Source organism: Enterococcus gilvus ATCC BAA-350 (genome assembly GCF_000407545.1).
In the GTDB taxonomy this organism is placed as follows: domain Bacteria; phylum Bacillota; class Bacilli; order Lactobacillales; family Enterococcaceae; genus Enterococcus_A; species Enterococcus_A gilvus.
Genome location: NZ_ASWH01000001.1, coordinates 1,820,472 through 1,832,350, shown reverse-complemented (window position 1 = coordinate 1,832,350; position 11,879 = coordinate 1,820,472). Strand labels below are relative to the sequence as shown.

Here is an 11,879-nt window from a genome sequence, read left to right as displayed (position 1 = left end):
AGAAGAAGTACTCGAAGCTTTATTGAAAGGCTACAAAGAGTATAAGCAAAAAGTTTCCTATAAGCTGATTCCACTGATTATTGAGTAATTTTTTAGCACACAAAAAAAGCTCTTGGCTTGCAAGCCGAGAGCTTCTTTTGATATCTATTGTTCATGATCTTAGTTGTTCAACAAAAGACCAACGGATTTATTCAGTGCGATTCGCAATTCCAGGGATAAATTTTAAACAGTAAAGCGCACATAGTCCGACCACGATGTAAATAATTTTAGCAAGGATCGCTGTGCTTCCACCAGATATTGCTGCAACTAAATCATATTCAAAAAGACCTACTAATAACCAATTAATGCCACCGACAATCAACAATATAAGCGCGATAATATCTAGATATTTCATCTGTAAACCCTCCCTTCTGATTGGTTCAACAGTACCACAGTTACTAGAAGCGCCATATTCATATGCTCATAATAGAAATTTTTTTATTTTATAAGACAAAAAACCGCAGAAAAGTTATGAGAGACTGCTGTTGTCCTTTGGTCTAAAAGGCTTTTATCTCATTTGCGGCAAAAAAGGGCGGTGGTACTGCTGTTTTTTATGAGGTCACGAGAAATAAAAAATCTTTTATTTAATAAAACGTACTTTTTTTAAGAAATGAAATGTTCGGCTGTCTTCGCGGGTATAATGGAGGTAAGAAAAGATACGAAAGAAAGGGAGCGACGAAAATGCTGAATCCATTTATCAATGCTGGTTTGGAGGTTGCTTTAAAGGAGTTGTTTCACGGGAACCCTGGAACGGAGCAAGTCTATCCAGCACTTGCAACAGATGTCTCCAAAGAACGGTTGATTGTGTATGTTTCTCCCCATCAGCTGCAATTTTTCTTCGTAGAACTAGAACAAGAGGTGCTGCAGGAAGTTGAAGAATAACGTATTAGAAAGAGCAACGAAGGCGTGTTTAAAGTAAGAGACCTCATACAAGAGCCGAACAACCTAGCTGTTGTTTGGCTCTTGTTTCGTAAACAATCCAAAATAAAAAACGATCCGATCCCGAGTAGCAAAGGATCTGAATCGTTTTGAAATGGATCGAACTCTTTAATGGAGACGGCGGGAGTCGAACCCGCGTCCAAACACATCGACACCTAAAAATCTACGCTCATAGTCATACTATTTAAATTTCGCTTTGCCCTCTGCCGCATGACAGGCCGCGGACATTGCTAGTCTGATAGGCTCTTTATCAACTTACAGACGGAAAGTTGATACGTATCCCACTTAGAATAGGACCCTTACTCGAGCACATGGGCGATACCGAGAGGATCTACGCTAACTGTTTTTAGGCAGCTAAAGCGTAAGAGTTATTGTTGTTTTTAGCAGTTATATTTAACTGTAACGTTTTTACGTAGACGTAACCTACGAAGCGCAATTCAGGCTCAAACTATGCCTGTCGAATCCGTAACGTCCCCTTTATGAATAATTTTACTGCAAGAGAAAGTATACCATCCCGTTATAAAAAATGCAAAGATGTAAATGATTCAAAAGAAATTTTTCAGATTCCTGTGAAAAAATTGAAGAAAAAACAAATTGTTAATGAAGATACGGGTAAGGTAATGGTTGAAAAAAATGAAATAGAGTATACTTATAATGAGAATCAGACGATATCAGGGGGTTAATGTATGAATATTTTAATGATCGAAGACAACGAGTCCGTTTCTGAGATGATGCAGATGTTTTTTTTGAACGAAGGTTGGGAAGCAGAATTTAAATACGACGGAAAAGAAGGGCTAGACACCTTTAAAGCGGACCCTGAAAAATGGGATATGATCACGCTTGATCTGAATTTACCAGGGATGGACGGCATGGAAGTCGGTCGTGAGATTCGCAAAGTTTCTAAAACAGTGCCGATCATCATGCTGACAGCAAGAGATTCTGAAAGTGATCAAGTCATTGGATTGGAAATGGGCGCGGACGACTATGTCACGAAGCCGTTCTCACCGCTGACATTGATTGCACGAATCAAGGCGTTGCACCGTCGCAGTGAATTGACGTCAGAGCCGCAAAAAGAGTCCGCGACATCAAGCGACAGCTTTGATATCCAGACGGATCATTTTAAAATGAATTTAAAAACTCGGGAAGCCTATTTAGATGATCAGCCGATTGAAGGGCTGACACCGAAAGAATTCGACTTACTGTATACGATGGCGAAAAAACCGCGGCAAGTATTTACCCGTGAACAATTGCTTGAGCTGGTTTGGGATTATCAGTACTTTGGTGACGAGCGTACAGTGGATGCGCATATCAAGAAATTGCGTCAAAAAATTGAGAAGGTCGGTGCACAAGTCATCCAAACTGTTTGGGGCGTAGGCTACAAATTTGATGACACCGAGGTTGGTCGATGAAATACCTTTACCAACAATTGCTGGCTTTTGGCGGGTTGATCCTATTGATTTTGCTGACGCTGGGGCTGTCGTTTACGCAGTTCACCCGCAAGACGCTGGAGGACAATAACTACAAGGAATTGCTGGGCTATGCGGAATCGATGGAGAAGAATAACAATTCCTTGAGTCGAGACATTCGTTTTGAAGGCATGTCCAGCAATGAAATCTTCCAATTTGCGATCGGCGTGACTGAATCAAGTCTTAATCAACAGGATGTTTCCTTTGTTTTTATCGATAAGGATCGGAACGTGCAATACCCTGAGAAATCGGGGAAAGTCAATCAGCATTTGGTAAGTGACGAACAATGGAAGGCATTGAAGGTCGGGCAGCAGCAGAAAGAGACGAGTTCAAAAAATGTCATGGGGCAGAATCAAACAACGTCCTATGCCATGGTGCCGTTTTTTACAAACGGTGAATTTTTCGGTGTTCTACTGGTGAGTCAGCCGGCGATGAATGTCGAGTCGAGTGTCAACTCGATCGTGACCGATTTGTTCAAGGCGTTTATCATCGCCTCGATCATTGCCATCATAGTTAGTTATTTCTTTGCCACGCAGCAGGTGAAGCGGATCAATCGGATGCGCTCGGCAACAAAAGAAGTGGCATCAGGAAACTTTGACGTGATCGTTCCGAACCGAAATCGCGATGAGTTTGATGACTTGGCGGATGATTTCAATCAAATGACGGTCTCTTTGAAGGCGTCACAGGAGGAAATCGAACGTCAGGAAGAACGTCGGAAGCAATTCATGGCGGATGCGTCTCATGAGATGCGCACCCCGTTGACGACGATCAATGGGTTATTGGAAGGATTGCAATACAATGCGATTCCTGAGAACCAAAAAGAGAAGGCTATCAAACTGATGCAAAACGAAACGTCTCGGCTGATCCGATTGGTCAATGAAAATCTGGACTATGAAAAAATACGCACCAACCAGATCAGTGTTGTCTTGCAGAAATTCAACGCGACGGAGGCCGTCTCTACACTAGTTTCTCAATTGCATGGGAAAGCGGAGGCTTCAGGGGATGAATTGATCTTACAGGCGGACGCGCCGATCGATGTGTATGCAGATTATGACCGGTTTGTTCAGGTGCTGGTAAATCTGATCCAAAATGCGATCCAGTTTACCACGAATGGAACGATCACTGTGGCCATCAAGAAGCTGGAAAAGGCGACAGAGATCAGTATTGCAGATACCGGCATCGGAATGACGGAGAACCAGGTGAAAAATATTTGGGATCGTTATTACAAAGCCGATCCGTCACGGAAAAATACAAAATACGGGGAATCGGGGTTAGGATTATCCATCGTACAAGAGCTTGTTCGCCTCCACAATGGAACGATCGAAGTGGTGAGTGCTTTGGACAAAGGAACGACGTTTACGGTCGTCTTTCCAGATAAACCTGAGGACACGGATCAAAATGAAGAGAAAAAAGAATCGTCACCCGCTTAATGGGAGACGATTCTTTTTTTGTTTGTAAGGATGTTTCTCTACAGAATTGCTAAGATGATAAAGTTCATGATGAATAAAATATCTACGACCCAAAGAATAGGCGAAATTTCTTTTGTTTTTCCTTTGATCACTTTAACGATGGTGTAGAAAATGAAGCCGGCAGCGATCCCGTAAGAGATGCTGTAGCATAATCCCATAAAGACACTGGCAAAGAAAGCAGGAACCGCTTCTTCTAAGTCTAACCAGTTGATATCAGCGAAAGAAGCCAGCATCATGACACCGACCAAGATCAATGCAGGAGCAGTTGCTTGCGCCGGAACTACGGCGATCAGTGGTGAGAACAAGCTGCTTAGGGCAAAGAGAAGTGCAACGACGATCGACGTCAGACCAGTCCGTCCGCCAGCGCCGATCCCAGCAGCCGATTCAACATACGTTGTCGTGTTTGATGTTCCAAAAATCGCACCGATAGATGTTGCGATCGCATCTGCGAATAAGGCTTTATCCATTTTCGTTTTAAACCCGCGAGAGTCATTTTCAAGTGCGTTTTCGTCTTCTTTTGAGAAGATTCCTGTCCGACGGCCCGTACCGATGAAGGTTCCGATCGTATCGAAAGTATCAGAAAGACTGAAGGCCAAGATCGTCATTAACACTTGCGGTAATTTTGCAGAATTTGAAAACAGAGAACCCATACCTTCAGAACCAAAAGCGGCACCAAAGGTCGTCCCTAATTCTTGGATCGAGCTGCCTAATGAATTGGCGTGCCAATCAATTGCGCCTAATTGAACCACACCCATAGGAATTCCTAATAAGGTCGTGACCACGATCCCAATCAAGATCGCTCCACGAACGTTTTTTACGACTAAAATAGTTGTCAGCACCAAGCCGATCACAGCTAACAAGATCGGTGCATTGTTGAAGTTTGCTAACGCAGGAACGATTCCGCTGTTGATAGTCACATTGGTCGCTTTGCCGCCTTCAACAACACTGCTGGTAATAGCAGAAGAATCAGCACTAAAGGAAAGAAGTCCCGCATTTTTGATCCCCACATAAGCGACAAAGATCCCGATCCCACCGCCGATTGCATGCTGCATACTTTCTGGAATTGCATGAATGATCAGTTTACGAATCTTTGTAACAGTGATCAAAATATTAATGATCCCACAGATAAACACCATTGCTAACGCTTGTTGCCACGAATAACCTAGTCCGAAAACGACGGTATAGGTGAAGAACGCATTCAATCCCATACCGGGTGCTTGTGCGTAAGGAACATTGGCAAATAGTCCCATGACTAACGTGCCGATGACCGAAGCGATGATCGTTGCCAAAAATACTGCTTGGAAAGGCATCCCTGAAGCAGACAAGATGGTCGGATTCACGAATAAAATATAACTCATAGCAAAGAATGTAGTGATTCCTGCCATTACTTCAGTGGAAATGTTGGTGCCGTGCTCTTTCAATTTAAAGAATTTCTCCATTATAATTAAACGCTCCTTAAGAATAAGTTCATTATATCGGTAAAAACCGAATACTTTTTTAGTATAATGAAGGAACGATCGACTTTCAATCATAACTTTTAGTAAAGAACAAATTTAAAGGCGAATGTTCGTGTTTAACGGACATTCGCCTTTTTGAAGGAAGTATTTATCAGATAGAAGGAGAGGATCAATACGCAAAGAGAGAGAAAGATATAAGAAACAGCTTTGAAAAGCGAGACGAAGAATAAATCCAGCAATGTCGTAGAAGATAATTCAAACGAAAGAGAGGAACGGATCGAATAGGCAATGCCGCTCGTCCCATTGCTTAACACAAAGTTGGGCAATTCTTTCATCTGGTTTAACGCCTGATGGTAGAACGATTGCAGAATCGTTTGGTAAAGTGGTTCAAAAAGAGTAAACAGCAAAACGAGACAAATCGTAGCGATCATCAGACCGATGAAGAATTCCAAGCCAATCGCATAGAATATTTTCTTTTTCGGAAGGGGCTCCTTTTTTTGTTGGTGTACTCTGTAGCCAAAGAAGGCCAGCAAGAGTACAAAAAGAATAAGCCCACTGATCAGCAGGCGGTCAGAAAAATACCGCTGCAATTGATCAATTTCTTTTGCTGTAAATAATTGAATTTGATTGGAGGAATCTAATTGATACAAGACCAATTTCAACATACTGAAGCTCGTCAGCACAAAGAGAGCGACCAGACAGATCACCCAAGATAGTGAAAATTGCAGACGATGCCGTTTAATTGTTGAAAGTGTCGTTGAAATAAGTTCCATAGAATGCCACCTCTTAAGAATAAGTATAAAATCCTAATTTGAAAGAAGTATGAATTCTATCGGAAGAAATACGTGCAGATAAAAGAACCCCCTTCACATCTAGGTGAAGGGGGTTCGAATTCAACTTATTGTTGTGGAGTTTGTTCTTGGTATTGCTTGTATGTCTCGGTTTTGTAAAGATCCTGTGTGGATTTCTTTCCGTGCTGATCAAAGATGCTGGTTGATTTGTCACCTAGTTTGTTTTCGATTTTTTCCATCTTATTCAATCCGTCTTTGTAATCAAATTGAGAGGCATCGATTGGTTTCAAACCACTAGCTGAATAGAAGCGGAGCAGGTCGCCATTGTTGATATTGTCTGACGTATGCAATTGCTTGGAGACAGCTTCTTTCCAACCGTCAGCTTGTCTTTGAAGGATCTCGCTAGGTTCAGAGATCGGCATGCCGTTTTTATTGTCATACAAGTTTCCGCTGTAATACGTGTAGTTCGGTGTCACATAATCCCCATCACGGAAGGCAACGATTTGGCTATTGTCTTTAGACAACAAATCTTGTCCTAGCTGGATGTACTTGCTCGTGTCTGTTCCTAACAGATGAAGCAACGTTGGCAAGGCATCGACTTCACCACCATAGGTATGGTTGATGCCGCCTTTTTCTTGACCAGGAATGTGAACCATATAAGGCACACGCTGCATTTGTGCGTTGTCAAAGTTTGACCACGTTTCTTTAGACTTGCCTAGTAATGGTGCCAAATCAGGATTTCTTGAATTCGAGATCCCGTAGTGGTCGCCGTACATAACAATGATCGAATTATCATACAAACCAGAAGCTTTTAGATAATTGAAGAATTCTTCGACAGCTTTATCTAAATAGTTCGCTGTGGCAAAGTAGCCGTTGATTGTTTCATCGCTCGTGTTTGCCATAGGGAATCCAGCTTCGTCATTCTTGAATTCACTGTATGGATAGTGGTTCGATACGGCGATAAATTTTGAGTAAAATGGCTGTTGCAGACGTTCCAAGTACTTCACAGATTGTTGGAAGAAGGGTTTGTCATGCAAGCCATATTGGAATGAATTTTCGTCATTTACATCATAGTAAGAAGAATCAAAGAAATAGTCGTAGCCGAGATTTTTATACGTTTCTGAACGGTTCCAGAAGCTTCCTGAGTTCCCATGGAATGCCGCACTCGTATAGCTTTCTGTCTGCTTCAAGATATCTGGAGCTGCTTGGAAGGTGTTTTTCCCGCCTAATTGCGAGAACAGCGAGCCTTGGTTCAGCCCAAACAATGAATTTTCCATCAGGGTCTCAGCATCGGAGGTTTTTCCGGCTTTTACTTGGTGGAAGAAATTGTCAAAGGCAAACGTGCTGTTGCTATGGAAAATACTGTTCAAGAACGGTGTAACTTCATGTTCTTGTCCGTTTTCATCCTTCAATTTGTAGTCGATCACAAATTGCTGCAGGCTTTCTAAGTGGATCGTGATCACGTTGCGTCCTTTAGCAAGTCCAAAATACTCACTATTCGGTGCCGCATGATGTTCTTTTACATAATTCTCAACTTCTTTTAAGTCATTCGGACTTGCTTCGGCGCGGACTTGGTTGGTCTTATACGTTTGGATACCGTCATAAACAGTGAAGGCATTAACACCAAGATATTTGATCAAATAGTCGCGAGAGAAGGTACGAGTCAGTAATTCTGGACGATCTGCTTCGGCTAAGAAAAGATTTCCTGAGAAGATCATGATCGAAAGAGCCGTCATTGCGAAGGCCATTCGTGCACGAACAGGACGTTCTTCTTCTTTGATTTTTTTACGCCACAATAGAATCGGTAAAATCACGATATCGATCAGGTATAAAAGATCAAACGGACGAAAGAGTCGAACCGCGCTTTCACCTAGACCGCTGGCAACTTTCCCAGCGCCTAAAAAGGTGTTGACGGTGATGAAGTCGGTAAATTCACGATAATATACGACGTTAGCAAACAATAAAATACTTGCCAGTGCGTAAATGATCATCATCGTTAAATAGGATGCTTTCGAACGTCGAACATATAAAGCGATCGACAGTAGAAACATTGTCGATGCGATCGGATTAATAAAAAGGATGAAATACTGTGTCAGACTTTCGATCCCTAAATTGAATTCAAATAAGTATGCAAAAATACTTTTCGCCCATAATAAGAATGTCAGTAACGCATAAAAGCCGAGACGTTTATTCAAAAATGCAGGAGCTTTTAGTTTTTTCAATAGTAACTTCCTTTCTGCCGCAAAAAAAGCGGAATGTTCACTTGTTAACAGTTTACTCGCTTCCATCAACCCAGTCAATTCATATTAAAAAGAGAGCAATGATGCTTAAAGAAAACTTTATAAGCGAAAAATACAATTTTTTTTTGCTATACTAGATAAGAAAGCAGGGATGAGAGTGAAAATTGAAGTAACAAACTATGGAATCAAACGAATTCGACAAGGAAATCCACTAATCAAAGAGGAAGATTTAGCAAAGAAACCAAAGGAGCTTCCTTTAGAGTGGGTCGAGTTTGTTGATCAAAAGCAGGCCTACGTTGCTACCGGATACTTGGGAAAACAAAACAAAGGGATTGGCTGGGTCCTTGACCAAACGAGACGGCCCATCGATCGCTCTTTTATAAAGGAAGTCTTTCTTCAAGCCATTCAAATGCGGCAAGCTTTTTTTTCAGATGAAGGAACGAACGCATTTCGTTTATTTAATGGCGAAGGGGACGGCTTTGGCGGTGTCACGGTGGATTACTATGCGGACTATTTGGTGATCTCTTGGTACAACGAAACCATCTATCATTTTCAAAAGCTGATCGTTGACAGCTTGCTAGAGGCGTATCCTCATGCAAAGGGCGTCGTTGAAAAAATCCGCTTCAAGAGCGAATTGAAGGAGAGTCGCTGGCTGGCGGGAGAAAAACCGGAGGAACCGTTATTAGTAGTGGAAAATGGCGTTTCATATGCCGTATACTTAGATGAAGGCTATATGACTGGAATTTTCTTGGATCAAAAAGACGTGCGCGGGCGTTTGACGGAGGGTCTAGCAGCAGGACAAAGGGTCTTGAATATGTTCAGCTATACGGGGGCCTTTTCCGTAGCGGCAGCGTATGGTGGCGCGCTTGAAACGACCAGTGTTGACTTGGCGCAGCGGAGTTTGCCAAAAACGCAGGAACAATTTGAAGTAAACGGACTGCCTTTGGAACAACAGAAAATTAGAGTAATGGACACTTTTGATTATTTCCGCTATGCATTAAGAAACAACTTAAGTTATAATTTGATTATCTTGGATCCGCCAAGCTTTGCTCGGAATAAGAAAAAAACATTTTCTGTTGCGAAGGATTACGGGCGGTTGATCGAAGACAGTGTGGACATTCTCTCAGATGAAGGAATGATCATCGCTTCCACCAATGCGGCGAATTTACCGATCAAAAAGTTTAAGCAGTCGATCGAAACGGCTCTGAAGAACAAAAAGGTCGCGTATCAATTAGTAGAAACGCACCGGCTGCCGGCTGATTTTCCTAGCGGCAACTTCGAAGAGAGCGATTATTTAAAAGTATTGTTTTATCAAATAAGCAAGGCGTAGCGAACGCGCCCTATGGTTGTTCGTGAAGCTGAGATCAGAAAAAAATGTCATAAAGAAGAAACTGACAAAGGGACTTTACGAATAAAAAAATTGGAAAGCGGGATGGGATGCTTATGATGGATATTCAAGTAAGAGAGGTGCGCTTTGATGCAGGAAAACCTAAAATCTGCGTGCCGATTGTTGGAAAGACTTTCGAGGAAATCATCGAACAAGCGAATGAAGCGAAGAAGATCGCTGAAGTGATCGAATGGCGCGCTGATTATTATGAAGACGTGTTGGACGACGACAAGCTGAACTCTACGCTGTTGGCTTTACGGGACGAGATCAGGAACATTCCCTTGATCTTCAATTTGAGAATGGCAGAATCTGGCGGAGAGATCGACATTACTCTCAATCAGTATCGCCATGTCAACGAGTTCGCGGTATCTTCACGCGCGATCGATTTAGCGGATGTAGAAGTATCGATCATCGACCAATTATCCACGACCTTCATTAAATGGATGCAGGCCTTGGATGTGCGGGTCATCTTGAGCTACTATAATTTTGAAGAAACGCCAGAAGACGCAGTGATCCTGTTCCGTTTGAATTTGATGGAGCATTGGGGTGCGGATATCGCAAAAGTAGTGGTCCAACCGCAAAATGAAGCGGATGTTCTACGTCAGATGGAGATCGTCATGAAGGCCCAGACCTTCGTTTCACTGCCTGTGGTATCGGTCTCGTTGGGACGATTGGGCAAGTTTTCGCAGGTCAGCGGATCATTAGACGGGTCTTGCATGACTTACGGCTGTTTAGAAAACCATCCTTCTCCTGATGCACAGATCGAGGTAGAGAAATTGGCTTTGATGATCGACGTACTGAGATAATGTTTACTCATTGAACAAAATCAAAAAGAAAGCGGATCGCTGCGAAACTATCGATTTGGATAGTCAACGAGCGATTCGCTTTCTTTTTGTAAAGAATTTCCTGAAAAAACTTTACACTTGCTAATTCGTGGTTACTTCATGACATCAATGTCAAAAACCTCAATGTTGTCTAGGCCACCGTAAATTTCATACCAAGGCTTAGCATATTTGCCTAAGATGTCATTTAATTCATTGATATTTTCACGGCCTTGCGTATCCAGCCAATCGATCAAAGCGTCTTTGCCGCCGTCAGCATATACTTGAACACCGTCGCGCCAAGTTGCACGACCTCCGAGGATGCCGCAGTAATTTGCACCATGCTCACCAGCGAAAGTCAGTTCTTCACGGAAAACATCCGCAGGCACACCCGCGCTCAAATAGATAAAAGGTCGTGTCGCTGCTTCTCCTGCTTCTTTGAAGTAGGCGGCCGCTTCTTCTTGCGTGTAAACGACAGGATCATTGCCTTTGTTAAAGCCTTCGACATACTTAAAGAGAACAGGAACTTCTACTTTCAAGACATCGATATGGTATTTATCCTTCGTGAATTCCTTAATGGTGTCGATCACCTTTTGCGGTTTGATCTCTGCGAATTCAGGGGAGTGATCGTCAGTGATTTTCGTATCGTAGACGATCGGTTCAACGAATACAGGAATGTCCGCCGCAAGGGCTTCTGTCCCTAAACGTTCTAAGAAAGCGTGCTTGACGTCCAAAATTTCTTTTGGTTCATCTGGATCATAATAGACGAGAACCTTCGCTGCATCCGCGCCTTTTTCTAATAAGCGATCCAACGATTCGTTTGGCAACAATTCTGGGAGACGACCGGGGGTATTGGCATCGTAGCCGGTTTTTTCATAAGACAGAATCAATCCGCAGCTTGGGTCTTTTGCTTGGATGCCCTTGAAGCCATATTGTTCGTCTAGCAGGATCGCGCTAACGTGTTTTGTCAATTCTTGTGAGACGAGCTCTTTGAATTCGTAAACTTGATCCATTGAAAACTTGTCTTCACCGACAGCCGTTTGCATCATCTTTTTCATAGAGCCTCGTTGATCGATCGCTAAGGCCGCAATGACACCTTGATCATTTGACAATTGTTGCATCTTCTCAAACTTTCCTCTTGAAATTCTTTTCATGATGAATGCATCCTTTCTCGTACAAATTCAGTGTAGAACTTTTAAGAAAAAAGACCAAACAAAACGACCGATTTGTCTCACTTTCGCTTTTTTGCTAGACTTTAGAAAACAAATGA

General features: G+C 42.5%; 11 protein-coding genes and 1 other RNA gene. 6 read left to right on the top strand and 6 right to left on the bottom strand.

The window, feature by feature from the left end; all coding sequences use genetic code 11:
- Nucleotides 1-187 precede the first annotated feature (187 nt).
- Nucleotides 188-394, bottom strand: coding sequence for a DUF378 domain-containing protein (locus I592_RS08995; RefSeq protein ID WP_010780526.1), 207 nt, complete (start codon nt 392-394; stop codon nt 188-190).
- 326 nt (nt 395-720) lie between these two features.
- Between I592_RS08995 and I592_RS08990 the strand changes: the two genes are divergently transcribed.
- Nucleotides 721-921, top strand: coding sequence for a hypothetical protein (locus I592_RS08990; protein WP_010780527.1), 201 nt, complete (start codon nt 721-723; stop codon nt 919-921).
- A 166-nt stretch (nt 922-1,087) separates the two neighbouring features.
- On the opposite strand, the gene ssrA is transcribed toward I592_RS08990, so the two are convergent.
- Nucleotides 1,088-1,454: a transfer-messenger RNA gene (gene ssrA, locus I592_RS20970) on the bottom strand.
- A 3-nt stretch (nt 1,455-1,457) separates the two neighbouring features.
- Here ssrA and I592_RS21400 point away from each other — a divergent pair.
- The 3 genes from I592_RS21400 to I592_RS08975 are packed head-to-tail and all read left to right on the top strand — an operon-like array spanning nt 1,458 to nt 3,874.
- A complete protein-coding gene (locus tag I592_RS21400; RefSeq protein ID WP_044926188.1) occupies nt 1,458-1,661 on the top strand; it encodes a hypothetical protein in 204 nt (67 codons plus the stop codon).
- 3 nt (nt 1,662-1,664) lie between these two features.
- A complete protein-coding gene (locus tag I592_RS08980) occupies nt 1,665-2,387 on the top strand; it encodes a response regulator transcription factor (RefSeq protein ID WP_010780528.1) in 723 nt (240 codons plus the stop codon).
- A complete protein-coding gene (locus I592_RS08975; RefSeq protein WP_010780529.1) occupies nt 2,384-3,874 on the top strand; it encodes a sensor histidine kinase in 1,491 nt (496 codons plus the stop codon). Before I592_RS08980 ends, I592_RS08975 begins: the two co-directional genes overlap by 4 nt.
- A 38-nt stretch (nt 3,875-3,912) precedes the next feature.
- Here I592_RS08975 and I592_RS08970 read toward each other — a convergent pair whose 3' ends face one another.
- The 3 genes from I592_RS08970 to I592_RS08960 form a co-directional block, all read right to left on the bottom strand.
- The gene (locus tag I592_RS08970) at nt 3,913-5,352 is read right to left on the bottom strand and encodes an NCS2 family permease (protein WP_010780530.1); all 1,440 of its coding nucleotides are present in this window, start codon (nt 5,350-5,352) and stop codon (nt 3,913-3,915) included.
- A 134-nt stretch (nt 5,353-5,486) separates the two neighbouring features.
- Nucleotides 5,487-6,143: a hypothetical protein gene (locus I592_RS08965; RefSeq protein WP_010780531.1), complete on the bottom strand. Its 657-nt coding sequence runs from the start codon at nt 6,141-6,143 to the stop codon at nt 5,487-5,489.
- Between the two features lie 125 nt (nt 6,144-6,268).
- Nucleotides 6,269-8,383 (bottom strand): LTA synthase family protein, encoded by a 2,115-nt coding sequence (locus tag I592_RS08960; protein WP_044926186.1) that lies wholly within the window; start codon nt 8,381-8,383, stop codon nt 6,269-6,271.
- 175 nt (nt 8,384-8,558) lie between these two features.
- Here I592_RS08960 and I592_RS08955 point away from each other — a divergent pair, with 175 nt between their 5' ends.
- Nucleotides 8,559-9,731: a class I SAM-dependent rRNA methyltransferase gene (locus I592_RS08955; protein WP_010780533.1), complete on the top strand. Its 1,173-nt coding sequence runs from the start codon at nt 8,559-8,561 to the stop codon at nt 9,729-9,731.
- Nucleotides 9,732-9,847: 116 nt separating this feature from the next.
- A complete protein-coding gene (aroD, locus tag I592_RS08950; protein ID WP_244265164.1) occupies nt 9,848-10,594 on the top strand; it encodes a type I 3-dehydroquinate dehydratase in 747 nt (248 codons plus the stop codon).
- Between the two features lie 131 nt (nt 10,595-10,725).
- On the opposite strand, the gene I592_RS08945 is transcribed toward aroD, so the two are convergent.
- Nucleotides 10,726-11,763, bottom strand: coding sequence for a tagatose 1,6-diphosphate aldolase (locus I592_RS08945; RefSeq protein ID WP_010780535.1), 1,038 nt, complete (start codon nt 11,761-11,763; stop codon nt 10,726-10,728).
- Nucleotides 11,764-11,879: the final 116 nt, after the last annotated feature.

Bases quoted from the DNA above. Each gene is read 5' to 3' on its own strand.
- I592_RS08995 (WP_010780526.1), bottom strand. From the start codon at position 394: ATGAAATATCTAGATATTATCGCGCTTATATTGTTGATTGTCGGTGGC.
- I592_RS08990 (WP_010780527.1), top strand. From the start codon at position 721: ATGCTGAATCCATTTATCAATGCTGGTTTGGAGGTTGCTTTAAAGGAG.
- I592_RS21400 (WP_044926188.1), top strand. From the start codon at position 1,458: ATGAATAATTTTACTGCAAGAGAAAGTATACCATCCCGTTATAAAAAA.
- I592_RS08980 (WP_010780528.1), top strand. From the start codon at position 1,665: ATGAATATTTTAATGATCGAAGACAACGAGTCCGTTTCTGAGATGATG.
- I592_RS08975 (WP_010780529.1), top strand. From the start codon at position 2,384: ATGAAATACCTTTACCAACAATTGCTGGCTTTTGGCGGGTTGATCCTA.
- I592_RS08970 (WP_010780530.1), bottom strand. From the start codon at position 5,352: ATGGAGAAATTCTTTAAATTGAAAGAGCACGGCACCAACATTTCCACT.
- I592_RS08965 (WP_010780531.1), bottom strand. From the start codon at position 6,143: ATGGAACTTATTTCAACGACACTTTCAACAATTAAACGGCATCGTCTG.
- aroD (WP_244265164.1), top strand. From the start codon at position 9,848: ATGGATATTCAAGTAAGAGAGGTGCGCTTTGATGCAGGAAAACCTAAA.
- I592_RS08945 (WP_010780535.1), bottom strand. From the start codon at position 11,763: ATGAAAAGAATTTCAAGAGGAAAGTTTGAGAAGATGCAACAATTGTCA.